At 64.8% G+C, this 26,293-nt stretch carries 27 protein-coding genes; 16 read left to right on the top strand and 11 right to left on the bottom strand.

The features are described from left to right. Positions 1-5: 5 nt before the first annotated feature. Together CH251_RS25475 and CH251_RS25470 are read right to left on the bottom strand one after the other, a co-directional pair. A complete protein-coding gene (locus CH251_RS25475; protein WP_094615594.1) occupies positions 6-650 on the bottom strand; it encodes a Type 1 glutamine amidotransferase-like domain-containing protein in 645 nt (214 codons plus the stop codon). Next, positions 647-1,087, bottom strand: a complete 441-nt coding sequence (locus CH251_RS25470) for an HIT family protein (protein WP_094615593.1) — start codon at positions 1,085-1,087, stop codon at positions 647-649. Before CH251_RS25470 ends, CH251_RS25475 begins: the two co-directional genes overlap by 4 nt. A gap of 254 nt (positions 1,088-1,341) precedes the next feature. Here CH251_RS25470 and CH251_RS25465 point away from each other — a divergent pair, with 254 nt between their 5' ends. Genes CH251_RS25465 through CH251_RS25455 form a run of 3 tightly spaced genes read left to right on the top strand, consistent with a single transcriptional unit; the run spans position 1,342 to position 4,204 of the window. Further along, a complete protein-coding gene (locus CH251_RS25465) occupies positions 1,342-2,460 on the top strand; it encodes a Re/Si-specific NAD(P)(+) transhydrogenase subunit alpha (RefSeq protein ID WP_094615592.1) in 1,119 nt (372 codons plus the stop codon). Further along, on the top strand, positions 2,460-2,783 hold the full coding sequence (locus CH251_RS25460; RefSeq protein WP_094615591.1) for an NAD(P) transhydrogenase subunit alpha: 324 nt from the start codon (positions 2,460-2,462) through the stop codon (positions 2,781-2,783). Before CH251_RS25465 ends, CH251_RS25460 begins: the two co-directional genes overlap by 1 nt. Continuing rightward, positions 2,783-4,204: an NAD(P)(+) transhydrogenase (Re/Si-specific) subunit beta gene (locus CH251_RS25455; RefSeq protein WP_094615590.1), complete on the top strand. Its 1,422-nt coding sequence runs from the start codon at positions 2,783-2,785 to the stop codon at positions 4,202-4,204. Before CH251_RS25460 ends, CH251_RS25455 begins: the two co-directional genes overlap by 1 nt. Before the next feature lie 43 nt (positions 4,205-4,247). Here CH251_RS25455 and CH251_RS25450 read toward each other — a convergent pair whose 3' ends face one another. Beyond that, positions 4,248-4,961: a hypothetical protein gene (locus CH251_RS25450; protein WP_094615589.1), complete on the bottom strand. Its 714-nt coding sequence runs from the start codon at positions 4,959-4,961 to the stop codon at positions 4,248-4,250. A 592-nt stretch (positions 4,962-5,553) separates the two neighbouring features. Here CH251_RS25450 and CH251_RS25445 point away from each other — a divergent pair. After that, positions 5,554-5,880, top strand: coding sequence for a hypothetical protein (locus tag CH251_RS25445; protein WP_094615588.1), 327 nt, complete (start codon positions 5,554-5,556; stop codon positions 5,878-5,880). A 115-nt stretch (positions 5,881-5,995) separates the two neighbouring features. Beyond that, the gene (locus CH251_RS25440; protein ID WP_094615587.1) at positions 5,996-7,021 is read left to right on the top strand and encodes a phosphotransferase family protein; all 1,026 of its coding nucleotides are present in this window, start codon (positions 5,996-5,998) and stop codon (positions 7,019-7,021) included. Between the two features lie 4 nt (positions 7,022-7,025). Here the strand turns inward: CH251_RS25440 and CH251_RS25435 are convergent, their stop codons facing one another. Next, a complete protein-coding gene (locus tag CH251_RS25435) occupies positions 7,026-7,499 on the bottom strand; it encodes a thioesterase family protein (RefSeq protein WP_094615586.1) in 474 nt (157 codons plus the stop codon). A gap of 10 nt (positions 7,500-7,509) precedes the next feature. Continuing rightward, the gene (locus CH251_RS25430; protein ID WP_094615585.1) at positions 7,510-8,727 is read right to left on the bottom strand and encodes a benzoate/H(+) symporter BenE family transporter; all 1,218 of its coding nucleotides are present in this window, start codon (positions 8,725-8,727) and stop codon (positions 7,510-7,512) included. 179 nt (positions 8,728-8,906) lie between these two features. On the opposite strand from CH251_RS25430, the gene CH251_RS25425 reads away from it, so the two are divergent. Then, complete coding sequence (locus CH251_RS25425) at positions 8,907-9,653, top strand: GntR family transcriptional regulator (RefSeq protein WP_094615618.1); 747 nt, start codon at positions 8,907-8,909, stop codon at positions 9,651-9,653. A gap of 2 nt (positions 9,654-9,655) precedes the next feature. On the opposite strand, the gene CH251_RS25420 is transcribed toward CH251_RS25425, so the two are convergent. Next, complete coding sequence (locus CH251_RS25420) at positions 9,656-10,120, bottom strand: PTS glucose transporter subunit IIA (RefSeq protein WP_094615584.1); 465 nt, start codon at positions 10,118-10,120, stop codon at positions 9,656-9,658. Beyond that, positions 10,117-10,347 carry a glucose PTS transporter subunit EIIB gene (locus CH251_RS25415; RefSeq protein ID WP_032393491.1) on the bottom strand — a complete coding sequence of 77 codons (231 nt, stop codon included), beginning with the start codon at positions 10,345-10,347 and terminating at the stop codon, positions 10,117-10,119. Before CH251_RS25415 ends, CH251_RS25420 begins: the two co-directional genes overlap by 4 nt. A gap of 176 nt (positions 10,348-10,523) precedes the next feature. On the opposite strand from CH251_RS25415, the gene CH251_RS25410 reads away from it, so the two are divergent. The 3 genes from CH251_RS25410 to nagB are packed head-to-tail and all read left to right on the top strand — an operon-like array spanning position 10,524 to position 13,741. Further along, positions 10,524-11,771, top strand: coding sequence for a PTS transporter subunit EIIC (locus tag CH251_RS25410; RefSeq protein ID WP_094615583.1), 1,248 nt, complete (start codon positions 10,524-10,526; stop codon positions 11,769-11,771). Continuing rightward, a complete protein-coding gene (locus CH251_RS25405; RefSeq protein ID WP_179273574.1) occupies positions 11,768-12,958 on the top strand; it encodes an N-acetylglucosamine-6-phosphate deacetylase in 1,191 nt (396 codons plus the stop codon). Before CH251_RS25410 ends, CH251_RS25405 begins: the two co-directional genes overlap by 4 nt. After that, positions 12,959-13,741 (top strand): glucosamine-6-phosphate deaminase, encoded by a 783-nt coding sequence (nagB, locus tag CH251_RS25400; RefSeq protein WP_094615582.1) that lies wholly within the window; start codon positions 12,959-12,961, stop codon positions 13,739-13,741. Position 13,742: 1 nt separating this feature from the next. Here nagB and CH251_RS25395 read toward each other — a convergent pair whose 3' ends face one another. From CH251_RS25395 to CH251_RS25385, 3 genes are all read right to left on the bottom strand, one after another. Beyond that, complete coding sequence (locus CH251_RS25395) at positions 13,743-14,570, bottom strand: shikimate 5-dehydrogenase (RefSeq protein ID WP_094615581.1); 828 nt, start codon at positions 14,568-14,570, stop codon at positions 13,743-13,745. A gap of 10 nt (positions 14,571-14,580) precedes the next feature. Continuing rightward, the gene (locus tag CH251_RS25390; RefSeq protein ID WP_256979304.1) at positions 14,581-15,303 is read right to left on the bottom strand and encodes an HNH endonuclease family protein; all 723 of its coding nucleotides are present in this window, start codon (positions 15,301-15,303) and stop codon (positions 14,581-14,583) included. Positions 15,304-15,400: 97 nt separating this feature from the next. Further along, positions 15,401-16,306 carry an NADP-dependent oxidoreductase gene (locus CH251_RS25385; protein WP_094615615.1) on the bottom strand — a complete coding sequence of 302 codons (906 nt, stop codon included), beginning with the start codon at positions 16,304-16,306 and terminating at the stop codon, positions 15,401-15,403. An 81-nt stretch (positions 16,307-16,387) separates the two neighbouring features. Between CH251_RS25385 and CH251_RS25380 the strand changes: the two genes are divergently transcribed. From CH251_RS25380 to CH251_RS25350, 7 genes are all read left to right on the top strand, one after another. Then, positions 16,388-19,222, top strand: coding sequence for a DEAD/DEAH box helicase (locus tag CH251_RS25380; RefSeq protein ID WP_094615580.1), 2,835 nt, complete (start codon positions 16,388-16,390; stop codon positions 19,220-19,222). Next, complete coding sequence (locus CH251_RS25375; protein WP_094615579.1) at positions 19,222-19,974, top strand: SWIM zinc finger family protein; 753 nt, start codon at positions 19,222-19,224, stop codon at positions 19,972-19,974. Before CH251_RS25380 ends, CH251_RS25375 begins: the two co-directional genes overlap by 1 nt. 77 nt (positions 19,975-20,051) lie before the next feature. After that, positions 20,052-21,560, top strand: coding sequence for a CoA-acylating methylmalonate-semialdehyde dehydrogenase (locus tag CH251_RS25370; RefSeq protein ID WP_094615578.1), 1,509 nt, complete (start codon positions 20,052-20,054; stop codon positions 21,558-21,560). Positions 21,561-21,567: 7 nt separating this feature from the next. Next, a complete protein-coding gene (locus CH251_RS25365; RefSeq protein WP_094615577.1) occupies positions 21,568-22,707 on the top strand; it encodes an isobutyryl-CoA dehydrogenase in 1,140 nt (379 codons plus the stop codon). Continuing rightward, positions 22,704-23,762: an enoyl-CoA hydratase/isomerase family protein gene (locus CH251_RS25360; RefSeq protein WP_094615576.1), complete on the top strand. Its 1,059-nt coding sequence runs from the start codon at positions 22,704-22,706 to the stop codon at positions 23,760-23,762. The genes CH251_RS25365 and CH251_RS25360 overlap by 4 nt, the downstream gene beginning before the upstream one ends. Then, a complete protein-coding gene (mmsB, locus tag CH251_RS25355) occupies positions 23,759-24,667 on the top strand; it encodes a 3-hydroxyisobutyrate dehydrogenase (RefSeq protein WP_094615575.1) in 909 nt (302 codons plus the stop codon). The genes CH251_RS25360 and mmsB overlap by 4 nt, the downstream gene beginning before the upstream one ends. Next, complete coding sequence (locus tag CH251_RS25350) at positions 24,664-25,440, top strand: enoyl-CoA hydratase (protein ID WP_094615574.1); 777 nt, start codon at positions 24,664-24,666, stop codon at positions 25,438-25,440. Before mmsB ends, CH251_RS25350 begins: the two co-directional genes overlap by 4 nt. Positions 25,441-25,466: 26 nt before the next feature. Here CH251_RS25350 and CH251_RS25345 read toward each other — a convergent pair. After that, positions 25,467-26,293: hypothetical protein (locus tag CH251_RS25345; protein ID WP_256979303.1), on the bottom strand; the 827-nt coding region annotated here is incomplete at its 5' end.

The raw sequence follows: 26,293 nt of genomic DNA, 5'->3' as shown, positions 1-26,293 counted from the left end.
GAGGTTCAACTACCGAGCACACGCGTTCCCGACGCGTCGACGACAATGGCCTGGTCGTCGGTCAACCCATGGCAGTCGATACCGTCCCGGCGTAGGCGTTGCACCGTCGCATGCCCCGAATCGTTCTCGTCCAGAACGGAATCCAGGTGCGGGACAATCGAGAAATCGACCAGACCCAGCCCGGTCCATACCGGATCGACACCGGTGGCGGGCCGAACCTCGCCTGGGTCGTCCGCGTCCTCGACTCCGTTCAACGACGGTGCGGCCACACACGCGCCCGCACTGTATCCGCCGTACACGATCGATCCCCGCCGAATACGGTCGGCCAGAATCTCGTCCGCACCCGAGCGGGCGAGCTGAGCGCGCAGGACGAAGGTGTTGCCCCCGCGCACCCACACCGCACCGAAGCCGTCCAGTGCGCGCTCGAAGGCGGCGGCCCGACCCACGTACTCGCGCAGATCCAGCTCCGCGGGCCGGTACCCGAGCGCGCGCAGCGGACCGAACTCGCTGCGAAGCGAGGATTCGCGAGCGGCAGCAGGCCACGCGTCCGATGCGTTCGCGATGACCGCGAGATCGGACGGCGGCCCGGTCAGTTCGACGAAGGCATCGGAGTGACCGCCGAATCGGTACGACGACAGGAACAGCTTCATGCCGTCGATTCGCCGTTCAGCCGGGCCAACCCGACGCGAACGGCGTCCGCGACATGCTCGGGCTCACGCAGGCGACGCGTCACCAACCCGGTGGCGAACCGCAGCCGGTCGCGATGCCAGCGAGGCACCACGTGCAGATGCAGGTGGAAGACCGTCTGAAACGCAGCCTTGCCGTCGTTGATCACGAGATTGGCTCCGTCGGCGCGCAGGTCCGAGTGGCGCACGGCGCGCGCCAGCGTGTGCCCGACGCGAAACACGTCGACGGCCGCGTCCGGATGGGTCGAGTTCAGATCCATGGCGTGCTCGCGCGGGACGACGAGCAGGTGTCCTCGACTGACCGGCCGGATGTCGAGAAAGGCCATCGCGTGGTCGTTCTCGAACACGCGGTGTGCGGGGGCGTCGCCGGCGACGATGGCACAGAAGATGCAAGATTCCACGGTTGTCACTGTAGGGTCCGATCATCACCGATAGACCTGTATGGCGTGCATCACAATTGCTCGTCCTGTAGCTGCGGAATGCCGAACGGACTCGATTCAGAACGAATCGGACTGTGTTCCGAGTTACCCGCGGTCTGTTTCCTCTGGCTACTATCAGGGACCTTGTGCCTTTGTCGCATGGGTTCGTCCACTCGTCGCAAGCTCGGGGCCGTTGGCCGATCAGTGGACACCATTCAACGCAGGAAGACGGAGATTTGGATACATCGCAGAGCACTGAGAAGGGTTCGGGATCCACGACTGTGGTCGGTGTGGTTCGGGAATCGGGGGAGGGTGAACGTCGCGTCGCCCTGGTGCCCAAGATCGTTGCCTCCCTGACGGGTAAGGGCGTCGAGATCGTCGTCGAATCGGGTGCCGGTCTCGGCGCTCTGATTCCCGACGAGCTGTATGTCGCCGCCGGAGCGACCATCGGGGATCCATGGTCGGCGGACGTCGTGGTGAAGGTCGCGCCGCCGTCCGACGCCGAGATCGCCAAGTTGTCGTCGGGTTCGACGCTCATCGGATTTCTGGCACCGCGCAACGCGGAGAACAGCATCGGTGCGTTGAAGGCGGCCGGAGTGCAGGCCTTCGCCGTCGAAGCGATCCCGCGCATCTCGCGGGCGCAGGTGATGGATGCGCTGTCCTCTCAGGCCAACGTTGCCGGGTACAAGTCCGTGCTGCTGGCCGCGTCCGAGTCCACCCGGTTCTTCCCGATGCTCACCACTGCCGCGGGCACCGTCAAGCCCGCCACCGTGCTGGTACTGGGCGTCGGCGTGGCGGGTCTGCAGGCGCTCGCCACCGCGAAGCGTCTCGGCGGCCGCCCCACCGGGTACGACGTGCGTCCGGAGGTGGCGGACCAGGTGCGCTCCGTCGGCGCGCAGTGGCTCGATCTCGGGATCGACGCCGCAGGCGAGGGCGGATACGCGCGGGAGCTGACCGAGGACGAGCGGATGCAACAGCAGAAGGCACTCGAAGAGGCGATCAAGGGATTCGACGTGGTCATCACCACCGCGTTGGTGCCCGGACGCCCCGCCCCGCGACTGGTCACGGCCGCAGCCGTCGAGGGCATGAAGCCCGGCAGTGTCGTGGTCGACCTCGCCGGTGAGACCGGCGGAAACTGCGAGCTCACCGAGCCAGGGGAAACCGTCGTCAAGCACGACGTCACCATCTGCTCGCCGTTGAACCTGCCGGCCTCGATGCCCGAGCACGCCAGCGAGCTGTACTCGAAGAACATCTCGGCACTGCTCGAACTCATGTTGGTCGACGGCAAGCTCGCCCCCGATTTCTCGGACGAGGTTCTCGCCGGTGCCTGCGTGACACGTGAGAAGGAGAACTGATGTACACCCCGCTGCTCGCGAACATCGCGATCCTGGTGTTGTCCGGGTTCGTCGGCTTCGCGGTGATCTCCAAGGTGCCCAACACCTTGCACACCCCGTTGATGTCGGGAACCAACGCCATCCACGGCATCGTCGTGCTCGGTGCCCTGGTGGTGCTCGGCAAGGTCGAGGATCCGTCCATCGGCCTGCAGGTCATCCTGTTCGTCGCTCTCGTGTTCGGAACCGTCAACGTCATCGGTGGATTCGTGGTCACCGACCGCATGCTCGGCATGTTCAAGTCCAAGCCGGTTCCTGCCAAGACCACGAAGGGTGCTGACTCCTGATGGACAACCTCGTCAACATTCTCTACATCGTCGCCTTCGGCATGTTCATCTACGGCCTGATGGGTCTGACCGGACCGAAGACGGCGGTGCGTGGCAACCAGATCGCCGCGATCGGCATGTTCCTCGCTGTCGTGGCGACGCTGATCTCCATTCGAGACACCGGTAACTGGATTCTGATCGTCGTCGGTCTGGTCGTCGGCGTTGCGCTCGGTATCCCGCCTGCTCGCCGGGTCAAGATGACCGCGATGCCACAGTTGGTGGCTCTGTTCAACGGCGTCGGTGGTGGAACGGTCGCGCTGATCGCCTGGGCCGAGTTCCTCGACACGTCGGGATTCTCGAACTTCAAGCACGGTGAATCGCCGACGGTCCACATCGTCATCGGGTCACTGTTCGCGGCGATCATCGGGTCGATCTCGTTCTGGGGATCGTTGATCGCGTTTCTCAAGCTGCAGGAGACCCTGCCCGGTTCGCCCATCACCATCGGCAAGTTGCAGCAGCCGCTCAACGCTCTGCTGCTGATCGGCGCTGTGGCAGCTGCGGTGGTCATCGGCATCAACGCCACTCCGGGCGGCGGGGTGTCGCAGTGGTGGATCGTTGCGGTTCTCGTCCTCGCCGGAATTCTCGGTCTGACGGTAGTGCTGCCCATCGGTGGCGCGGACATGCCGGTCGTCATCTCGTTGCTCAACGCTCTGACCGGTCTGTCCGCCGCGGCTGCAGGTCTGGCGCTCAACAACACCGCGATGATCGTCGCGGGCATGATCGTCGGCGCGTCCGGCACGATTCTGACCAATCTCATGGCCAAGGCCATGAACCGTTCCATCCCGGCGATCGTCGCCGGTGGATTCGGTGGCGGCGACGCTGCTGCAGGTCCCGCAGGTGCGGGCGGCGGAACGGCGAAGGCCACGTCCGCAGCCGACGCGGCGATCCAGATGGCCTACGCCAATCAGGTCATCGTCGTACCCGGTTACGGACTTGCTGTTGCGCAGGCACAGCATGCGGTCAAGGACATGGCCAAGTTGCTCGAGTCCAAGGGCGTCGAGGTCAAGTACGCCATTCACCCGGTCGCCGGTCGCATGCCCGGGCACATGAACGTGCTGCTCGCCGAGGCCGATGTCGCGTACGACGCGATGAAGGAAATGGACGACATCAACGACGAGTTCTCCCGTACCGATGTCACGTTGGTCATCGGCGCGAACGACGTGACCAACCCGGCGGCGCGCAACGATCCGTCGAGCCCGATTCACGGGATGCCGATCCTGAACGTCGATCAGTCGAAATCGGTCATCGTTCTGAAGCGGTCGATGTCGTCCGGATTCGCAGGCATCGAGAACCCGTTGTTCTTCGCCGAGGGCACGTCGATGCTGTTCGGGGACGCGAAGAAATCGGTGTCCGAAGTGACCGAGGAGCTCAAGGCCCTCTAGTCCCGACCACTCGGCAGTACGGATGGGGCGCTCCGGTTGTTCATCACCGGGAGCGCCCCATTTTGCGTTGAACGGCCAGGGCCGCCGTGTCGAGCGGGTTGCGGGCTTCGCGAGCAGCGGCGTCGGGCGAATAGAGCATGACTATCGAGCACGCCGGCCACCACGCGAACACGATCGATGCTCCGGCCACGATCCCGGTCACGGACGCGGATCCGACGATGAGGGCAGCTGCCGCCACCGCGAGTGTGGCGACGGTTCCCAGACCGAGGATCACGGGCCGCCACGCTGTGGACGCAACCATGGATGCTGATCCGAGCAGAGAGGCCACGGCGACGAGTTGCCCATTCGGAAGGTCCGCGGACGGCATCGACGCTGCCAGGATCTCGCGAGCGAGCGCACTCGTCACGACGGCACCGATGGTGCAGGCGATCACCACCCCGATTCCGAACGGCAGCTTTCGTATCAGCGCCACGACGGCGAGCACGGCAACGGCGATCAACACCGAGGTCACATCGATCGCATCGAGTACACGAGCGGCCAGTGCCGACGCAGGGGTCGATTCTCCGGACATCGAGGGTGACACGTGCGGCACCCACATCAGGAAGATCAGCGACAGGACGGCAGAGGCGCCGGAGACGGCCATGCGAATGACGACGGCTCGCCGGCGTGGACGGGCGGTGGCGCTGGACGGCACCGCGGGCGTCTCGGCGTCGGGTGATGCGCGGATCGGTCCGGAGTCCAGGCTCGGTGGTGGCATGAGCGCTACCGTGCCCGATTCGGCTGAACGCCGGATGTGAGAAACATGGGAACCGGCTGATAGTTGCTCCGGTAACGATTCGATCACGCCAATATGCATGTCCAGAATCGTGCAGTTTGAGGTAGCGGTGCCTGCTGCGTCAAATTCCTCGAGCCGGTTATCGCGACAATTTCGGGGTGCAAGACCGGGTTCTATCGACCGAACGGTCTTCTGTCCTGGAATCGAATCGAGTCGGTCGGGTCGGCGATGCCTGCGCCTCGATTGTCGATGCGCACCGTCGGGCGGTCCTCGGCCCGCTCAACTGGGCATTTGTGTCTGGATTGTCTACCGTCACAGCATTTCGTGAAGCAAACTATGACTTCGTTGCAAGACGTTGATTGGATGGGCCCATGTATGTGACGATACTCACATAGTCCAGTTCGCCCTGGGCGAGACCGTCCAAAAGGGCGTAGTTTCAGCCGCATCGGAAACCCGCATTCGACCGTTACAGCCACATCGATAACGATCTGGAAACGGGCCGTGGTACCCGTCACAACCCGTTGGAATCGGGTACTCGACACCTACGGACGCCGGAAACTCGAAGGAGAAGAACATGATCGCAATGTCTCAGGGACAGCTCGACATGGTCCGCGCGTTCTTTTGCAACGAGTTCGAAGCGGATTCTCTCGACCGAACCACCGTGCCCGAGCCCACCGCCGAGGCGGTCGCCGAGTGGATCGACGCACTGACCAACAGCGGCCTCTTCGCACCCGCCGAGGTTCGCAACATCTCCTCGGTGTGGGCGGCCGAGCCGGGGACGTTGGTAGCAATGCTGGTCGGTGAAGTGGACGAAATCGCCGTCAAGCGTCACGGCGCGGCGTTGCCGGCCGCAGCAACTGCCGCTTCGGCTCTGGTTCCCGCGTTCGTGCGCGCCAGCTGACTCATCCTGGGGCCGGAGTCGTTCGCACCCGATCAGGTTCTGCTTCGCTACTATCGGTCGAATTCCGATGACGGCAGTCGACAACGGTGTCGCGCGGCGAAGTGAGGGTTCTTCTATGGGCGCAGTGGGACTGGACGAAGAAGCAGTAACGACCTGGATCGCAGGATTGGGAATCGGCGCGACCTCGCCTCTCACCTTCCATCGGATCGGCAACGGTCAGTCCAATCTCACCTACGCGGTCCGTGACGCCGGCGGCAGTAGCTGGGTACTTCGACGTCCACCACTGGGGAAACTGCTGGCATCCGCGCACGATGTCGTCCGCGAACACCGAATTCTGTCGGGCCTGCAGAACACGGCGGTGCCGGTTCCGAGAATGATTGCGATCACCGAGGACTCTTCGGTGTCCGAGGTCCCACTGGTGCTGATGAGTTTCGTCGACGGGATCGTCGTCGATTCCGTAGCGGTAGCCGAAGGGCTCGACCCCGATCACCGACGCCGAGTCGGGCTCGGCCTCACGGTGGCGCTGTCCGACATCCACCGCGTGGATCTGGATTCCTCGGGTCTGACCGATCTGGCCAGCCACAAGCCGTTCGCCGCTCGCCAACTCGCCCGGTGGACCAAGCAGTGGCAATCCTCGCGCACTCGCGACGTACCCGGTATCGACTCGCTGGCAACTCGATTGGCAGCCAACATCCCTCCGCAGCACGAGGTCACCCTGGTGCACGGAGATTTTCACCTCAGCAACGTCATCACGGCCCGCGACGACGGCCGTGTCGCCGCGGTCGTCGACTGGGAGCTGTGCACACTCGGAGATCCGTTGGCGGACCTCGGCGGCCTGCTGGCCTACTGGCCGCAAGCCGACGACGGGGTCGCCGGTCCGTTCATGGCGTCGACTCTGCCGGGCTTCCCCACTCGGGACGAGCTCGTCGAGTCGTATGCACAGCACACCGGGCGCGACGTCTCCGATGTCGGATTCTGGCAGGTGCTGGCGCTGTGGAAGCTCTCGATCATCGCCGAAGGCGTCATGCGCCGGATGGAAGCCGACTCGCGAAACCGGGCGGTGGCGGGCGGGCCGACCACGACGCTGATCGACGACATCGTCACCAGGGCACTGCGTACAGCCGACGAGATCGGCCTGTAGTCGGTCAGATCGACGCGGTCCCGATCACCAAGGTGCGAGCTGCGCTCTCGATTTCGGGCGGAATCGCCACCGGTCTGCGAGTGACCCCGTCGACGTACACGTGTACGAATCGACCTCTCGCTGCCAGCTCCAACGCATCGTCGCCGGCCTCGCGGAACAACCCGAGCGAGTACACGATGCTCCGGGTGCCGAGCTTCTCGACGGCCAGACCCACCTGAAGGCGATCCGGAAAGCTCAACTCGGACAGGTATCGGCACGAGGTCTCGGCGACGACGCCGATCGCAGGCAGTGTCCGGATGTCGAGTCCCGTCGTCTCCATCAGCCAACCGTTGACGGCGGTATCGAAGTACGCGTAGTAGGTGACGTTGTTGACGTGGCCGTAGTGGTCGTTGTCGTCCCATCGCGTCGTCACGGGCCACAGTGCCGGAAAGTCCGATGCGTGCGACAACTCCGGTGCTGGGTTCACCTGATCGGTCATGAACGTGACCCTAACCAGTGGCGTCGGTGGCGGGCGCTGCCGGGGACTGCCGACGCAGGATTGCTCGGACCACCAGACCGACGACCAAGGCCCAGAATGCGGAGCCGATGCCTGCGAATGTCAGGCCGGACGCAGCGACGAGGAAAGTCAGAACCGTCGCTTCTCTGTCCGATGCATGTTCGAGTGCGCCGAACAACGACGCCGCGAGAGTCCCCAGCAGGGCAAGCCCGGCGACTGTTTCCACGACACCTGCAGGAGCTGCGGCCACGAGGGTCGCCAGGCCTGTGGACAGCAACGCAAGCACCAGGTACGAGGATCCGGCCGAGAATGCAGCGACCCACCGTCGCTTCGGGTCCGGATGGGCACTGGGATTCGCCGAGAGCGCAGCGCTGATCGCGGCGAGGTTGATCGTGTGACCGCCGGCGAATGCGCCCAGGACGGTGCCGGTTCCGGTGACGGCCATCGAGGCACGCCAGGGAATTCGGAACCCGAACGATGCCATGACCGTGACGCCCGGGATGTTCTGGGACGCCATCGTGACGATGTACAACGGCACCGCAATACCTACGGTTGCCTGCCAACTCCAGTGCGGAACCGTCCAGTCGATTCGGGGGATCAGATCGGACGTTGCGATCGGAGTGCCGCCGCCGATCAGGTCCGCCGCGATCACCGCTGCTGCCGCCGCGAATGCTGCAGGAACCGCCCAGCGTGCGCTGAACCGCAGAACCACGAGCCAGACGAGCACCACCGGAGCTACCTGGGCGGGGGAGTCGGCGAAGGCGACCACCGGTGCCGCACAGAGAGGAAGGAGCACTCCGGCCAGCATGGCCTGAGCGAGTGGTACCGGAATTCTCGAGACGAGCGCGCCGAGTCTCGGCCACAGGCCCGTCAGGAGGATGAGCACCCCGACGGTGACGAACGCACCCACCGCGGCCGGCCATCCTCCGACGACCACGCCGGTTCCGGCGAGCAGCGCAGCGCCCGGCGTCGACCATGCCAGCGTGATGGGTTGTCTGTATCTGCGCGCGAGCCACATCATGCCCACGGCCTGGGTGACACACAGTGCCAGCAGACCGGAGGCCGCCTCGGTCGGGCTGGCACCTACCGCCCGCAGGCCCGTCAGCACGACGGCGAACGAGCTGGTGAAGCCCACCAGTGAGGCCACGATTCCTGCACTGACGGGGGTCGAGAGTGGCGTCGGTCCGTCGGCGGCGTCGGCAGTGGTCACGACTGACGATGATGCACTGTGGGCCGTCGCCTGTCGCGTCGTTTCCCCTCGAGCCGAGTCGGCGTCAGGCGTCGGTGGCCGAATGCTGTCGGGGCACCGCCGACGTGACGTAGTCTCTGGGTTGGACCGGACCAGTCCGTACCGCTGGTTCGGCGAGTGACGGAAAGGCCGGCGCGATGGTGATGCCCGTACATCTGAGGGACAGTCAGGTCCCGAAGCACGAACAGCTTCGCGCAATCCTGTTGCACCGCTGCACCAAGGAGCTGCAACCCGGCGATCTGATGCCCAGCGAGCGAAAACTGATGGAGGACTACGGCGTCAGCCGCATCACCGTTCGCGAAGCCATCGGCCAGCTCGTCAACGACGGACATCTGGTGCGGGTCCGTGGCAAGGGCACGTTCGTGGCCAGTCGCACGGTACAGTCTCGTCTGCACCTGGCGTCGTTCTCGGAGGAGATGCGCGCGCAAGGATTGACGCCAACGACGGTGGTGCTGTTCGCGCGGCTCGAAAGCCCCTCGGCGGCAACGACTCGTGCTCTCGGCCTGGCCGACGGCGAACAGACCTACCACGTCAAGCGTCTACGACTGGCCGATGCCGAACCGGTCAGTGTCGACGACGCGTGGTACCGGGCTTCCTTGCTGCCCGGTCTGATCGAGCACGACCTGAGCAAATCGGTGTACGAGGCCGTACAGATCCACTACGGGTTGACCATCGACCGGGCCGAGCAGACCGTCAAAGCCACTGCGGCCGACAGTGATACCGCCACCCTGCTCGGCACCAAGCGCGGTGCCCCCGTGCTGTATTTCGACCGCGTCTCCTTCAGCGGCGATCAGCCGCTCGAGCACACCGAGAGTTGGTACCGCTGCGATCGGTATCAACTGTCGATGGAAGTGGAAGGCGGGCGACGCACCTCGCAGCGCCGGTGAGATCAGGGCAGCTCGAACAGTAGGTCGCCCACTGCCACGGTGTGGTCGATGCTCGCACTCGTCACCGAATCCGGCTTCGAATCCATCAGGACCACGGGAACGACATCCGAGTAGCCCGCCGCCGCGATCGCTGCGGGGTCGTAGGTGACGACGAGATCGCCTGCCTCGACTCGATCACCCTCTGCTGCAACGAGTTCGAAGCCCGCGCCCTTCATCTTCACGGTGTCGATACCGATGTGCACCAACACACCCGCCTTGTCCTCGGTGAAGACGACGAACGCGTGCGGATGGAGTTTGAGGATCGTGCCCGCGACCGGTGAACGAACCTCGACCGACCCGTCGTTCGGGGCCGGGCGCAGCGCGACACCGGAGCCGACCATCTGCGCCGAGAACACCGGGTCCGGCACGTCGGCGAGCGAGATGACCTGGCCGGCAACAGGGCTGAGGATCGCCCTGGCGTCGCTCACAGGATGTCGCCGATGTCTTCTGCGAGCGTGTCCGCTTCGGGGCCGACGATGACCTGAACCGCGGTTCCCTTGTGAAAGACGCCGTGGGCACCTGCTGCCTTGAGCGCTGCCTCGTTCACCAACGACCCGTCCTTCACCTCGGTGCGCAGCCGAGTGATGCACGCTTCGATCTCGACGATGTTGTCGGCACCGCCGAGACCTTCGACGATCGCGTCCGCTTTGGACATGTGGGGTTCCCGCTTTCTGTCGGCGTATGTCTGTCGGGTGGATCACACGGCCGGGTTGACATGTGCTTGCCACCTGGCCAAACTACAACTGGTAATGACCGGACAGTACCCCTGATGGCACCCGGTCACAACAGCGAAGTCGCCCTCGAAGGACCAGCCTCGAAGAGAAGGTCGCCATGACCCCGAAGAAGACGGACTCGATCGATACCGAGCCGAAGAAGGAATCTCGATCATTGGCCGGGCTGCAGCGGTTCGGTCGCAGCCTCATGCTCCCGATCGCTGTACTGCCCGCCGCCGGAATTCTCCTGCGGCTCGGTCAGGACGACCTGCTGGGGAGATTCAGCGCACTGGAGACCACCGCGGCGGTCATCTCCGCCGCAGGGCAGGCGGTATTCACCTGGCTTCCCCTCATCTTCGCGGTCGGTATCGCCATCGGCTGGGCCAAGAAGTCCGATGGTTCGACCGCACTCGCAGCGGTAGTCGGCTACATGGTGATGAACGGCGTCTTCACGGCAATGTCGCCGGTCGTGCTCGACGGAGAGGTCGATGCAAACGGAGACCCGGCCGTCATCGACTACGGCGTACTGGCAGGCATCGTCATCGGATTGCTCTCGGCAATTCTGTGGCAGCGATTCTATCGGCAGAAGCTGCCGGACTATCTCGGCTTCTTCAGCGGCCGTCGTCTGGTGCCGATCATGACGGCAATCACCGGTCTCGTTGTCGCCGTAGTCATGTCGTTTGTCTATCCACTCTTCTACAGTGCTCTCCAATGGGTGGGTAACACGGTCGCCGACCACAGTGTGGTGGGAAGCGGAATCTACGGCTTCGCCAATCGAATGCTCATTCCCACTGGGCTGCACCACATTCTGAACTCCGTCGTCTGGTTCCTGGTGGGGGACTACCAGGATGCAGGCGGTCAATTGGTCCGCGGCGATCTGAATCGGTTCTTCGCCGGCGACCCGTCCGCCGGAGTGTTCATGACCGGATTCTTCCCGATCATGATGTTCGCTCTTCCCGCTGCGGCATTCGCGATCTACCGCAACGCGAAGCCGTCGCAGAAGAAGATCGTCGGCGGAATCATGTTGTCCACCGGCCTGACTGCCTTCGTCACCGGTATCACCGAGCCGCTCGAATACTCGTTCATGTTCGTGGCCTGGCCGCTCTACATCATTCACGCGGTGTTGACCGGAACCTCGATGGCGTTGACCAATGCCCTCGGGATCCACGACGGATTCTTCTTCTCCGCCGGCGGCATCGACTATCTGCTGAACTACGGAATCGCCACCAAGGCGTGGCTGCTCATCCCGATCGGCCTGGTGTACGCGGTGATCTACTACTTCTTGTTCAGCTTCGTCATCAAGAAGTGGAACCTGCGCACCCCCGGACGTGAGGACGACGCAGTGCTCGAACCCGATCGGGCATGACCGCATCCACCACGACCACGACCACGCACCGCGGGCGGGTCGTCACGCGCGAGCGGGTGATCGAGGACGGCGTTCTCGCGTCGACGGGAGACCGGATCTCGTGGGTCGGACCTGCAGCGGCGTGGCCCGGTGAGGCAGTACCGCAGACGAATTCGACGATCCTCCCAGGGTTGGTCGATCTGCATTGCCACGGTGGAGCGGGTGCCTCTTTTCCGGATTCACCCGCCGTCGATCTCATGACGGCGGTACGGCATCACCGCTCTCGCGGGACCACGACGATGCTCGCCTCACTGGTGTCGGCACCGCCGGAACGGCTGATCACGCAGACGTCGCTGTTGGCCGATCTGTACGAGTCCGGTGACATCGCCGGAGTCCACCTCGAGGGGCCGTTCCTCTCGGTCGCCCGTTGCGGCGCGCAAGACCCGACGTCGCTGCGCAGCGGAGATCCCGGACTCCTCAGCGACATACTGGGCGCGGGCCGGGGAGCGGTGCGGTCGATGACACTTGCACCCGAGATCGACGGTTTCACCGCCATCGCAGAGATGTTGCGGGAGAACGGGGTACTGCCGAGCATCGGACACACGGACGCCGATGCGCTCACCACCCGACGCGCTGTCGAGTCGTTGTCGGACGGTCCGATCACGGCCACACACCTGTTCAACGGAATGCCGACCTGGCATCATCGGGCACCGGGCCCGGTGAGCGAGTGCTTGGCGGCCGCGGCGCGCGGCTTGATGGTGCTCGAATTGATAGGCGACGGAATACATCTCGCCGACGAGACCGTGCGCGCGGTGTTCGATCTCGTCGGTGGTACACACATCGCGCTGGTGTCCGACGCGATGGCCGCGGCCGGTATGCCGGACGGTCGCTATCGACTCGGACCACTGGATGTGACCGTCCGTCACTCGGTCGCGCGGTTGTCCCGCGACGTCGATACCGAGACCGCTCCGATCGCGGGCGGGACCGCGACCGTACTGGACTTGTTGCGACGCGCCGTGCTGGACGCCGACGTGCCCTTGGTCGAGGCGGTGCGGGCTGCATCGTCGACTCCTGCGGCGTCGATCGGCCTCGGCTCCGACATCGGTTGCCTCGAACAGGGCATGAGAGCCGACGTGCTGGTGGTCGACGCGGCGTTCGAGCCACTGCAGGTGATCAGAGGCGGAACAGCAATCGGAGAGGACAGCTAGATGGAGGTCGTGATCCTCGAGGGGGCCGACGCAGTGGACCGATCGGCCGCCGACATCGTCGAACGAGTCGCACGAGCCGGCACCACTCCTGTATTGGGACTGGCAACGGGGTCCACCCCGGTGGGCACGTATCGCGAATTGGCGCGGCGGCATCGGGAGGACGGTCTGTCGTTCGCGCGATGCCGCGCCTTCCTGCTCGACGAGTACATCGGACTGGCGAGAACAGCAGAGCAGTCCTATTTCTCGTTCATTCGAGAGAACTTCGTCGACCACGTCGATCTGGACGACGCCGCGGTGTTCTCGCCCGACGGTGAAGCGGACGACATCGCGGCCGAGGCGCAGCGGTACGACGCCGCGATCGCAGCCGCAGGCGGCATCGATGTTCAGATCCTCGGCATCGGCACCGACGGGCACATCGGCTTCAACGAGCCCGGATCGTCACTGCGATCGCGGACGCGGGTGAAGACGCTGACCGAACAGACTCGCGTCGACAATGCCCGTTTCTTCGATTCGCCCGAGGACGTGCCGCATCACGTACTGACGCAGGGGCTGGGCACCATCGACGAGGCGCGTCACCTCGTGTTGATCGCCACCGGGGAGTCGAAAGCCGACGCGGTGGCGGCAGCCGTCGAAGGACCGTTGTCGGCGCACTGTCCGGCGTCGGCGATCCAATGGCACCCCCACGCAACGGTGCTGTTGGACGAGGCCGCGGCGTCGTCGCTCGCACTTGCGGAGTACTACCGGTACGCCTACGCCAACAAGCCCCGGTGGCAGCATCTGTGAGTCAGCTGCGCGAGAACTCCGATGCGCGTGCGATCTGTTCGTCCGACGGCCGCACCCCGGTGTAGAGAACGAACTGTTCTGCCGCCTGGAGCGCGATGACCTGAGCGCCGGTGACCACGGGCTTGTTCGCCGCCCGGGCGGCGACGATCAGCGGCGTCTCCGACGGCATGGCGACGACGTCGAACACGGCCTTCGCTGCGTCGATCTGCTGTTCGGTGAACGGTGCCGATTCGGCATCCGGTCCGCCGGCCATACCCACCGGGGTCACGTTCACGAGGAGGTCCGCGCCCACTGCTTCGGCCGACCAGTCGTAGCCGTAGGTCTCGGCGAGGGCCGGGCCGGTGTTCGCGTTGCGAGCGACGACGGTGCCCCGGGTGTAACCCGAATCCCGCAGTGCGGCAACGACAGCTTTGGCCATGCCGCCGCTGCCGGTGACGGCCACCGAGTAGTCGGTCGAGAAGCCACTCGCGGCGAGTAGGTTCGCGACGGCCTGGTAGTCGGTGTTGTACGCGTGAAGGACGCCGTTCTCGTTGACGATCGTGTTGACGGATTCGATCGCGCTCGCCGATTCGTGCATCACGTCGACCAGTTCGATCACATCTTCCTTGAACGGCATGGAGACAGCGCAGCCTCGAATGCCCAGCGCGCGAACGCCTCCCACCGCGGCGGCGATGTCGGTGGTGGTGAACGCCTTGTAGACGAAATTCAGGTCCAACTCGTCGTAGAGATAGTTGTGGAAACGAGTTCCGATGTTGCTCGGTCGGCCCGACAGGGACATACAGAGCTGGGTCTCACGGTCGAGGACGCTGCGCGGGTGTGCTGTTGCCATCGCTGAGACGTTACGCCGCGCACGTCGAGGCGACCGAAGCGAGAACACTCTGATCGGCCTGGGTGATCGGCAGCTCGTACTGGGCAGCGACCGACAGGTACTTACCTGCGTAGAAGCAGTGGTAGGCCGCGTTCGGCGGCAACCATTGCGAGGGTGTCTTGTCGCTCTTGCTCTGATTGTCCGCTCCGTTGACCGCGAGCAGATTGAACGCCACGTCGTTGGCGAACCGAACGCGCTTGTCGGGCAACCACGTGTTCGCGCCCATGTCCCACGCAGCGGACAGGGGGTAGACGTGATCGATCTGAATCTTTCCGGCGTCGGACTTGGTGAACTGCATCGGCTCACCGGAGTACGGGTCAGCGAGCGAACCCGACAGCACGACGCAGTCGCGGGTGCCTGCGCGGAACTCGACCTCGGTCATCGACAACGCCAAGACGTTGTCGCGGGTACCGCAGCCGTCGTGACCACCCGGCCCGTCGTAGTCGTCCGTCCACGCCGGGCCGAACACACATCCTTCGCCGCTCTTGCATCCGCGCTCGTAGCCGAGGGCATCGGGCCTGGCGGCGACCACGCGAACCTGGGCGAGCAACTGCTCGACCTGAGTGCGAGTGGGACTGCCCGGAGCCGGTTCGGCGGGGGAGAAACCGGGGATGACGGGCCGATCGCACGAGCCGAACACAGCCATCACTGCCGCACCGATCACCAGCAGTACCGCTACCCACAGCTTTCTCACGCACGCCCCATCATCGATCTTCGTACCCGGTTATCGGTCCTCGCGACAGCAGTGTGCCGGAAGGCACCGACAGTGATCCGCGCACCCGCACCCGGCGTCAGCGAACCTCGACGACGACCTTGCCGAGCACGTGTCCGTTCTCGACGAGGGCGAGAGCGTCACCCGCACGCTCGAGCGGGAAGACATGGTCGATGCGCGGACGAAGGACGCCCGATGCGGTCAGGTCCGCCAGTCGCGCGAATGCTGCTGTGGTGCGGTCTCGGTCGACTCCGGAACCGCCCCACTGCGCCGCGAGCATCGGGTCCGCGACGCTGACGACCGCTACCCCCGCCGTCACAGCGGTCGCGGCAGCGCGCAACGTCTCGCCTCCGACGAGATCGACGATGCCGTCCACCGGTCGCGAGATCGAATCGACGAAGTCGAGTCCAGAGGCGAAGAATTCGGCTCCGAGGCTCTCGATCCACTCCCGCTTGCCTGCACTCGCGACCGCGAGGACGTCGATACCGTCGGCTCGCGCGAGTTGCAGAACGGCCGAACCCACGCCGCCACCCGCGCCGAGCACCAGGATGGAATCGCCCGTGCCGACGGCGAGCCGGTGCAGCGCGTCGTATGCGGTCCCGGCGGCGACCGGCAGAGTGGCCGCGGCCGCCCACGAGACGGCCTCCGGCTTGTGGGCCGTGCTCGACGCGTTGAGCACGGTGTACTGCGCATAGCCTCCGTGTCCCGACGCGGTGGCTCCGAACACGTGGTCGCCCACCGAGAACTCGGCCACACCGGCACCGGTCGACACGACGGTGCCCGATACTTCCCGACCCAGAACCGCGGGCAAGGTGATCTGCACGGTGTCCTTGCGATTGCCCGCCCGCACCTTCCAGTCCGCAGGATTGACCCCGGCGGCGTGGACCGCCACGAGAATCTGCCCCGATCCCGGTTCGGCGACGGGTATGTCCAGAAGGTATTCGGTGTCGGGTCCGCCGTATTCGCTGAAGCCGTACGCGATCATGTCCATACTGTGCCTCATTCAGCGACTCGCTCGGGAGCGCCTCACCTCGAGTGTGTCGGTGCTTGCTGATTGGATGGACCGATGCTGCACGGTCTCTGGTCTCCCGGTGCCGGGCTGATGCTGTGGGACGAGAAGATCCCCACCGGCGAAGAACCGGATCTGCCGCCGACCCACGCGCACGTCCTCACCCGAACGTTCCGACACCGTGCCGAAGTCTCGTTTCCGGCGTCCGGACGGAGTGCCACCGCGCAGGCCCCGGTGAAGGTTCCGGCCATCGCTCTCGCCCCGCACGACGGTGCCGATCTGCTGTTGCGAACGCCGTCCGACCACCCGTCGATCTCCGGTGATCTGCGCTACCTGGCGCACGTCGCCCGCGGTATCGAACGCTGGGTCCGCGGCGGTCGCGTCGTTCCGGCCCTGAAATTGATGGACGGGCAGTGGTGGCCACGGTGGCGTCTGGTCGGGGGCGAACGGCAACGGGCCTGGCTGAGCGAACTCGCCGTCGCGATGCCTTCGGTGCAGCGTGCGGGCGAACGGCCGAAGAAGATTCTCGACGACATGGTGGAGGAACTCACCGATCCGATCGTCAGATCGGTTCTGGGTCGACCCGACTCGGAGCATCCGCTGTTGTCGGCTCTGATCCGCGACGACCCGTATGCAGATGGCACGCAACAGATTTCGACGATGCTCGAGAACTGGCGCGGAAGCCTCACCGTCGACGAGCCGTCCCTGGTGCTACGCCTGCTCGAACCCGATGACGATGATGAGGCCGTCGACAGTTCGTCCGAGGAAGCAGTCGAGTCGTTCTGGACGCTGCAGGTGTGTCTGCGAGCGGATGGTGAAGCTCCGCGTCCGGTTCCGATGAGCCGCAAGGTCGATGCCACCCTGCTCTCCATTGCCGTGCGCAAGCTCGGCGAGGCCGTGGCGGCGTACCCGAGATTGCGTGATCTGCCGTCGCAGGAAGGCACCCTCGATCTGCTCCTTCCGACGTCGGTGGTCATCGACCTCGTCGAACACGGAGCGACGGCACTGCAGGCCACCGGAACGACGGTTCTGCTACCGCGAGCCTGGACGAGGTTGGATCCGTCGATGAGGCTGCGCGTCGATTCGCCTGCGGTCACCAAAGCGGCGGCCGATCGGGCGGTCGGCATGGACGAATTGGTGTCGTACGACTGGCAGCTCCAACTCGGCGACATGGTGCTCACCGAGGCGGAGATGAACAGACTCGCCGTCTCGAAGGGTGATCTCGTTCGACTCCGCGGTCAGTGGGTGCTGGCCGACGGCGGTCAGCTCGCACGAGCCGCCAAGTACGTCGCCGAGCATCACGGCGACGGGACTGCGCTGAGCACGCTGATGCGCGAGATGACCCTGGCCGATCCGCCTCCTGCTCCGGTCCAGGATATTCGAGCCACCGGATGGGCAGCCACGTTGCTCGAGCCCGGTGCGGTGCCCGAGACGATCCCGGTACCGGCCGGTGTGAACGCGACTCTTCGGCCGTATCAGCAGCGTGGACTCGATTGGCTCGCGTTCATGAGTCGGCTCGGTCTCGGGGCGGTACTCGCCGACGACATGGGGCTCGGCAAGACTCTGCAGGTGTTGACACTGCTCGCGCACGAGAAGAGTTCGACTCCGACGCTGCTGGTGGCGCCGATGTCGGTGGTCGGCAACTGGCAGCGTGAGGCGGCGAAGTTCACTCCGGCACTGCGTGTTCTGGTGCACCACGGTCCGACGCGACTACGCGACGAGGAGCTCGATCGGGCGATCGCCGAGCACGATCTGATCGTCACCACGTACGCGTTGATGGCCAAGGACCGCGCGCAGCTGGCGGAGCAGACGTGGCGTCGCGTCGTCCTGGACGAGGCGCAACACATCAAGAACTCGGGCACCGTGCAGGCCAAGGCGGCGCTCGCGATCCCCGCGGATCACAAGTTGGCGCTCACCGGAACACCGGTCGAGAATCGCCTGGACGAGCTGAGGTCCATTCTCGACTTCGCCAATCCGGGCATGCTCGGTAGGCCGTCGGACTTTCGAAAGCGGTTCTCGGTTCCGATCGAGCGCGAGAACGACGAGAGCGCGGTGTCGCGTCTGCGCGCCATCACCTCGCCGTTCATTCTGCGTCGCGTCAAGACGGATCCGACGGTCATCTCGGATCTGCCCGAGAAGAACGAGATGACCGTGCGCGCCAACCTCACCGCCGAGCAGGCTGCGCTGTACAAGGCAGTCGTCGACGAGATGATGGCGCAGATCGCCGACGCGAAGGGCATGAAGCGCAAGGGGGCGGTGCTGTCCGCACTCACTCGTCTCAAGCAGGTGTGCAATCACCCCGCCCATTTCCTGTCCGACGGCTCGCCGGTGCTCAAGAGGGGGCAGCATCGCTCGGGCAAGATCGGTTTGGTGGAGGACATGCTCGACTCGATTCTGGGCGACAACGAGAAAGCGTTGCTGTTCACGCAGTTCCGGGAGTTCGGTGAGCTCGTGGCACCGTACTTCGCCGAACGCTTCGGGACCGAGGTGCCGTTCCTGCACGGCGGCGTGAGCAAGTCCAAGCGCGACGAGATGGTGGAGAAGTTCCAGAGCGAGAACGGTCCGCCGATCATGATGCTCTCGCTCAAGGCCGGCGGCACCGGATTGAATCTCACCGCCGCCAATCATGTCGTTCATCTGGATCGTTGGTGGAACCCGGCGGTGGAGAATCAGGCGACGGACCGGGCCTTTCGCATCGGGCAGCGCAAGAACGTCGAGGTGCGAAAACTGCTGTGTGTGGGCACCGTCGAGGAACGGATCGACTCGATGCTCGTCTCCAAACAGGATCTGGCGAATCTGGCCGTGGGCACCGGCGAGAACTGGGTGACCGAGATGGACACCGCGGAGCTGCAGGAACTGTTCCGCCTCAGCGAGGATGCGGTGGGGGAGTGATGGTCGACTTCTCGCAGTACGGAAAGCGTCGAAAAGCCAAGGGCGGCATCGAGTCCAGGAACAAGCGTGGTGCATTCGGGCAGACGTGGTGGGGCAGGCATTTCGTCGCCGCGATGGAAGACCTCGCGGATCCGGGCCGGATTGCGCGGGGCAGAACGTATGCGCGCCAGGGGCAGGTGCTCACTCTCGGTATCGAGCGCGGGCAGATCTACGGCGAGGTGCAGGGCAGTCAGCTCGAGCCGTTCTCGGCCTCGGTCACCGTCGATCCGCTCACGCAGGGCGAGGTTGCCGCGCTGGTCGGCAGGGTGCGATCGAACCCCGGCATGCTGGCCGAGCTGGCCTCCAATTCCATTCCGCAGGCACTGGCGTCGGTGTTGCTGCCGCACGACAAGGGTCAGCTCGATTTCGACTGCACGTGCCCCGACGACGGGTGGCCCTGCAAACACGCGGCGGCTCTGATGTACATCGCCGCCGAACACATCGACGCGTCCGCCGCCACCATCCTGACGCTGCGCGGGGTCGATCTCGATCAATTGATCGAGGGTGTCGGTGACGGGGACGACGACTTCGACCCCGACGACTGGTTCGCCGATCGCGCGTCGTTCCCCGAACTTCCCCAGGTGACGTTCGCTCCTGCGATGGACGATCTCGATCCGTTGATCCTGCGCCGAATCTTTCGCGCCGACGGTTCCACCGAGGCCGAGGTCAGTCGCGCCCTCACCGATCTGAGGCAGTTCTACGACCGGATGTGACCACTCCTGGACTTACATGGACATCCGACTATAGGATGGGCGTACTTCAATTCCACGCTCGAGGACGGACAAACCCCATGGCTCGCGAACTCACGCACTTCATCGGCGGCAAGCATGTCGCAGGCACCTCCGGAAACTACGGGGACGTCTTCGACCCCAACACCGGCGAGGTTCAGGCCCGGGTTCCCCTGGCCGACGTATCCGAGGTCGAGGCCGCTATCGCCGACGCCGAACAGGCTCAACGTGAATGGGCAACCTGGAACCCGCAGCGTCGCGCCCGAGTGTTGATGAAATTCCTTGCGCTGGTCACGCGCGACACCGAAGAGCTCGCCCGTCTGCTGTCCTCCGAGCACGGCAAGACGATCGCCGACGCCAAGGGTGACATTCAGCGTGGCGTCGAGGTCGTCGAGTTCGCCGTGGGCGTCCCGCATCTGCTCAAGGGCGAGTACACCGAGGGTGCAGGCGGCGGAATCGACGTCTATTCGATGCGTCAGCCGCTCGGCGTCGTAGCCGGAATCACCCCGTTCAACTTCCCCGCGATGATTCCCCTGTGGAAAGCAGGCCCGGCCATCGCCTGCGGAAACGCGTTCATCCTCAAGCCCTCCGAGCGTGACCCGTCCGTCCCGCTCAAGCTCGCCGAACTCTTCCTCGAGGCAGGACTTCCGCCGGGTGTGTTCAACGTCGTCAACGGCGGCAAGGATGCCGTCGACGTGCTCCTCACCGACGACCGCGTCAAGGCGATCGGCTTCGTCGGTTCGACCCCCATCGCGCAGTACATCTACGAGACGGCAGCCCAGCACGGCAAGCGCGCGCAGTGCTTCGGCGGAGCCAAGAACCATGCCCTGGTGATGCCCGACGCCGATCTCGACGAGGTCGCCGACGCACTGCTCGGTGCCGCCTACGGTTCGGCAGGCGAGCGCTGCATGGCGATCTCCGTCGCGGTACCGGTCGGAGAGGAGACTGCCGACGCGTTGGTCGCCAAACTGACCGAGCGAGTGGCGAAGCTGAAGATCGGCCGCAGTGACGACGAGAGCGCGGACTTCGGCCCGCTCGTGGGTAGCGATGCGCTGAAGAGGGTCAACGACTACACCCAGATCGGTGTGGACGAGGGTGCCGAGCTCGTCGTCGACGGACGCGGCTTCAGCCTCGACGGCCACGAGAACGGATTCTTCGCCGGCGCAACGCTGTTCGACAAGGTGACCACCGACATGCGGATCTACAAGGAAGAGATCTTCGGACCCGTCCTGATCGTCGTCCGTGCCAAGGACTACGAAGATGCCCTGCGCTTGCCCACCGAGCACGAATACGGCAACGGCGTCTCCATCTTCACCCGGGACGGTGACACTGCCCGCGACTTCTGCTCCCGCGTCCAGGTGGGCATGGTCGGCGTCAACGTGCCGATTCCGGTGCCGATCGCGTACCACACGTTCGGTGGTTGGAAGCGTTCGGGATTCGGCGATCTGAACCAGCACGGACCCGATTCGATCCGCTTCTACACCAAGACCAAGACGGTCACCCAGCGCTGGCCGTCGGGCACCAAAGAAGCTGTCGCACAGAATCACTTCGTCATTCCGAACATGGACTGATCCGGCGATGTTCACCTTGAACGAGGACGAGCGAGCGATCAACGACACCGCTCGCGAATTCGCCGACGAGTTCCTGGCACCGAATGCCATCGAATGGGATCAGCAGAAACACTTTCCGGTCGACGTGCTGCGCAAGGCAGCGGGACTGGGAATGGGCGGCATCTACATTCGCGAGGATGTGGGTGGATCGGGTCTGACCAGAGTCGATTCGGTGCGGATCTTCGAGCAGTTGGCCACCGGTGACCCGTCCATCGCGGCGTACATCTCCATTCACAACATGGTCGCCTGGATGATCGACACCTACGGCAACGACGAGCAACGGCAGCGTTGGCTTCCGGGCCTGTGCGCGATGGATCAGTTGGGGAGCTACTGCCTCACCGAGCCGGGCGCGGGATCCGATGCCGCGATGCTCGGCACCAAAGCTGTGCGCGACGGTGACGAATACGTGTTGGACGGCGTCAAGCAATTCATCTCCGGCGCAGGCACATCCGAGGTGTACGTCGTGATGGCGCGCACCGGTGCACCGGGGCCGCGCGGCATCTCGGCGTTCATCGTGCCGAAGGACTCCGCGGGACTCTCGTTCGGAGCCAACGAGAAGAAGATGGGCTGGAATGCCCAGCCCACCCGGCAGGTCGTTCTCGAAGGAGTCCGCATCCCGGCCGAGAACCTGCTCGGCAACGAGGGCGACGGGTTCCGTATCGCGATGAACGGACTCAACGGCGGGCGCATCAACATCGCGGCATGTTCGATCGGCGGCGCGCAGTCCGCTCTCGACAAGGCCGTTGCCTACCTCGCCGAACGCAAGGCGTTCGGGGCGCGGTTGCTCGATGCGCAGGCGCTCCAGTTCCGACTGGCCGATTTCAAGACCGAACTCGAAGCCGCCCGCACGCTGCTGTGGCGGGCCGCCGACGCGCTGCAGAACGACTCTCCGGACAAGGTCGAAATGTGCGCGATGGCAAAGCGTTTCGGAACCGACACCGGGTTCGAAGTCGCCAACGGAGCGCTGCAACTGCTGGGCGGCTACGGCTACCTCAGCGAATACGGCGTGGAGAAGATAGTTCGTGACCTTCGGGTGCATCAGATTCTGGAAGGAACCAACGAAATCATGCGGGTGGTCGTCGCTCGGTCGATCGTGGGTGCCGCATGAGCGACGTGATCCTCGAGGTCTCGGGCGGTATAGGTCGGATCACCCTGAACCGCCCCAAAGCCATCAACGCGCTCGATCATGCGATGGTGCGCGAGATCGCACCGGCGTTGGCGCAGTGGGCAACCGACGACGCTGTCGACGTCGTCCTGCTGACCGGAGCAGGTGAGCGCGGACTGTGTGCCGGCGGCGATATCGTCTCCATCTACCACGACGCCAAGGACGGCGGCAGTGGTAGCAAGGACTTCTGGCGCGAGGAGTACATCCTCAACGCCGCGATCGCTCGGTTCCCCAAGCCGTTCGTGGCCATCATGGACGGCATCGTGATGGGCGGAGGCGTCGGACTCTCGGCACATGCCAACACTCGCATCGTCACCGAACGATCGAAGATAGCGATGCCCGAGGTCGGGATCGGTTTCGTTCCGGATGTGGGTGGCACGTACCTACTCTCGCGTGCACCGGGCGAGATCGGCACCCACTTCGCGCTCACCACGGCGCGGATGAACGCCGCCGACGCCATCGCGGTCGGCTTCGCCGATCACTACATCCCGTCCGACAAGCTGGAGGACTTCTACTCGGCACTCGAGACGGTGAGCGTCGGAGAGGCCGTCGCGACGTTCAGCGAGCCGGCACCGGAGTCCACGATTGTCGGTCAGCAGGGATGGATCGACGAGTGCTACGCCCGCGACGACGTCCAGGGCATCGTGGACGCCCTGGCCGCCAGCACAGTGCCAGAGGCACAGAAGTCGGCGCAGGACATCGCGTCCAAATCGCCTGTGTCGCTGGCCGTGACACTGAGATCGCTGCGTCGGGCCGCGACGCTGCCGACGCTGGAGTCGGTACTCGACGAGGAATACCGCGTGTCGGTCGCGTCGCTGTCCAGCCACGACCTCGTCGAGGGAATCCGAGCACAGGTGGTCGAGAAGGACCGCAACCCGCAATGGCAACCGCGTACGTTGGCAGACGTCACGCCCGAGGACGTCGACCGGTACTTCGCACCTCTCGGGGACGCGGAGCTGGGCCTGTCGAACGCACACACAGAAGGTGAGCAGTCATGAGCGAGAAGACGATCGGCTTCATCGGCCTCGGCCACATGGGTGGACCGATGGCCGCCAATCTGGCTGCGGCCGGCTACACGGTGCAGGGCTTCGATCTGGTTCCAGCGGCGCTGGAGCAGGCCACGAAGGACGGCGTCACCGTCGTGGAATCGGCCGTGGCCGCCGTCGCCGATGCCGACGTCGTCATCACGATGCTGCCCAACGGCAAACTGGTACTGGGGTTGTACGCGGACCTGCTGCCTGCTGCCGCGCCGGGCACATTGTTCATCGATTCCTCGACCATCGACGTCGCCGATGCGCACACCGCGCACGAGCTGGTGCACGAGGCAGGGCATCGCAGTCTCGACGCGCCGGTTTCCGGCGGAGTCGGGGGAGCGGCCGCAGGAACACTGACATTCATGGTCGGCGGTTCCGAGGAGGATTTCGCCTCTGCTGCAGCGGTTCTCGACGTCATGGGTCGCAAGGTGGTGCACTGCGGTGCAGCGGGCAACGGCCAGGCCGCCAAGATCTGCAACAACATGATCCTCGGAGTGTCGATGATCGCCATCAGTGAGGCCTTCGTGCTGGGGGAGAAACTGGGGTTGAGCAACCAGGCATTGTTCGACGTGGCGTCGACTGCGTCCGGTCAATGCTGGGCACTGACCACGAACTGCCCGGTGCCAGGACCGGTCCCGACGAGCCCTGCCAACAACGAGTACAAGCCCGGCTTCGCAGCGGCTCTCATGGACAAGGACCTGGGTTTGGCCGCCAATGCACTGCGCGACAACGGTGTCGAGGGTGTCCTCGGTCTGCGGGCAGCCGAGTTGTACGCTCGATTCAAAGAAACGTCCGGGGGCGGCACCGATGTCGACTTCTCCGGCATCATCAACGATATCCGCGAGCGCTCGAACGGAGCAGGCCTGTGAGTGACTACGAGACCATTCTGCTCGAGCGTCGGGGACGCGTCGGCATCATCACGCTCAACCGTCCCAAGGCGTTGAACGCGCTGAACTCCGAATTGATGCGTGAAGTCGTCTCGGTGGTCGAGGAACTCGACGCGGACTCCGACATCGGTGCAATCCTGATCACCGGCTCCGAGCGGGCCTTCGCGGCCGGGGCCGACATCAAGGAGATGCAGCCCAAGTCCTACATGGACGTGTACCTCGACGATTTCTTCGCCGCGTGGGATCGACTGGCATCGGCTCGAACGCCGCTGATCGCAGCGGTCTCCGGTTACGCACTCGGTGGCGGGTGCGAACTCGCGATGCTGTGCGATGTCCTGATCGCTTCGGACACCGCGGTATTCGGACAACCCGAGATCAAACTCGGTGTCATTCCGGGAATCGGCGGTTCGCAACGCCTGACGCGAGCGGTGGGTAAGGCCAAGGCCATGGAGATGTGCTTGACCGGTCGCAACATGAAGGTCGAGGAAGCCGAGCGAGCAGGATTGGTCTCGCGCATCGTGCCGGTCGCCGATCTGCTCGACGACGCCATCGCGACCGCGACCACCATCGCCGAGATGTCGCTACCGGTTGCCCAGATGGCCAAGGAAGCGGTGAACCGATCGTTCGAGTCCACTCTGCGCGAGGGTGTTCTGTTCGAGCGCCGCGTGTTTCACTCGACCTTCGCCACCGAGGATCAGAAGGAAGGCATGTCGGCGTTCATCGAGAAGCGGACGCCGAACTTCCAGCACCGGTAGCGGCGGGCTCCACTCCCGGTGCTGCCCTACCTGTCCGGGGACAGGAGGGCGGCACCGCGGGCCGAGACCAACTCCGGCATCGACGGCACCAGCGTGGTCAAGCCAGTCCGTAGCTCGAGGGACCGCGCTATCGAAGTGATGTTCGCGCCGCCGCCGACCACGACGATGGACTGCGGTCGGGCACCGGACAATTGGATGGTCTGTTCCACCAGCATCCCCGCGTACCGCACCGGTCCGGCGATCAGATCGTCGAAGTCGCGCCGAGTCAGCACATGCCGGGTGGCACCGGATGGATCGGTGGTGCTGACGACGGAGTCGACGCTCAGCTGCTCCTTGATCGAGCGGCTGGCGTCGATTCCGACGCGAACGCCGTTGGACGAGAGCAGCCTGCGAACCGAGTGATCGAGATCGTCGCCGCAGAACGTGGCAGTGCGCCGCGTCATGAGGGTGCGAGTGGACGCGAGATCGATGACGGTGACCGTGGTGCCGGTGCTTCCGATATCGCACAACACGGTGACGCCGTGATTGGGTACCAGCCCGATGAAACGCAGATAACGCACTTGCGCAGCGGTTTCCGGGACGAGCGACGCCGTGCGGGCCGTACCGCGGGTGGCGACCGCGCCGGGGTCGGTGGCAACCCGGTAGGCGATGGCCGAGAACTGTACCGGCAGCGACATCGTCGCGGCGATGGAGTGGATGGCGTCGACACCGGTGGCGATCGTGGTGGACAACGATTGTCCGGGAGCGCGGCGCACCGTCCGCGACACGATGGGGGTTCGATGAGGGCTGTCCAGATACGTCAGAATTGCGCGTGCACCGTGCGCACCCGCCCCGACCCCCAACACCAGCACCC

It is taken from the genome of Rhodococcus sp. 06-462-5, assembly GCF_002258315.1.
Taxonomy (GTDB): Bacteria; Actinomycetota; Actinomycetes; order Mycobacteriales; family Mycobacteriaceae; genus Rhodococcoides.
The sequence above is the reverse complement of the archived record's forward strand: the minus strand, read 5'-3'. Positions and strand labels throughout refer to the sequence as shown.

Coding starts and splice junctions, on each gene's coding strand:
- CH251_RS25475 (WP_094615594.1), bottom strand. CDS start 650: ATGAAGCTGTTCCTGTCGTCGTACCGATTCGGCGGTCACTCCGATGCC.
- CH251_RS25460 (WP_094615591.1), top strand. CDS start 2,460: ATGTACACCCCGCTGCTCGCGAACATCGCGATCCTGGTGTTGTCCGGG.
- CH251_RS25455 (WP_094615590.1), top strand. CDS start 2,783: ATGGACAACCTCGTCAACATTCTCTACATCGTCGCCTTCGGCATGTTC.
- CH251_RS25450 (WP_094615589.1), bottom strand. CDS start 4,961: ATGCCACCACCGAGCCTGGACTCCGGACCGATCCGCGCATCACCCGAC.
- CH251_RS25445 (WP_094615588.1), top strand. CDS start 5,554: ATGATCGCAATGTCTCAGGGACAGCTCGACATGGTCCGCGCGTTCTTT.
- CH251_RS25440 (WP_094615587.1), top strand. CDS start 5,996: ATGGGCGCAGTGGGACTGGACGAAGAAGCAGTAACGACCTGGATCGCA.
- CH251_RS25435 (WP_094615586.1), bottom strand. CDS start 7,499: ATGACCGATCAGGTGAACCCAGCACCGGAGTTGTCGCACGCATCGGAC.
- CH251_RS25415 (WP_032393491.1), bottom strand. CDS start 10,347: ATGTCCAAAGCGGACGCGATCGTCGAAGGTCTCGGCGGTGCCGACAAC.
- CH251_RS25410 (WP_094615583.1), top strand. CDS start 10,524: ATGACCCCGAAGAAGACGGACTCGATCGATACCGAGCCGAAGAAGGAA.
- CH251_RS25405 (WP_179273574.1), top strand. CDS start 11,768: ATGACCGCATCCACCACGACCACGACCACGCACCGCGGGCGGGTCGTC.
- nagB (WP_094615582.1), top strand. CDS start 12,959: ATGGAGGTCGTGATCCTCGAGGGGGCCGACGCAGTGGACCGATCGGCC.
- CH251_RS25395 (WP_094615581.1), bottom strand. CDS start 14,570: ATGGCAACAGCACACCCGCGCAGCGTCCTCGACCGTGAGACCCAGCTC.
- CH251_RS25385 (WP_094615615.1), bottom strand. CDS start 16,306: ATGATCGCGTACGGCTTCAGCGAATACGGCGGACCCGACACCGAATAC.
- CH251_RS25380 (WP_094615580.1), top strand. CDS start 16,388: ATGCTGCACGGTCTCTGGTCTCCCGGTGCCGGGCTGATGCTGTGGGAC.
- CH251_RS25375 (WP_094615579.1), top strand. CDS start 19,222: ATGGTCGACTTCTCGCAGTACGGAAAGCGTCGAAAAGCCAAGGGCGGC.
- CH251_RS25370 (WP_094615578.1), top strand. CDS start 20,052: ATGGCTCGCGAACTCACGCACTTCATCGGCGGCAAGCATGTCGCAGGC.
- CH251_RS25365 (WP_094615577.1), top strand. CDS start 21,568: ATGTTCACCTTGAACGAGGACGAGCGAGCGATCAACGACACCGCTCGC.
- CH251_RS25360 (WP_094615576.1), top strand. CDS start 22,704: ATGAGCGACGTGATCCTCGAGGTCTCGGGCGGTATAGGTCGGATCACC.
- mmsB (WP_094615575.1), top strand. CDS start 23,759: ATGAGCGAGAAGACGATCGGCTTCATCGGCCTCGGCCACATGGGTGGA.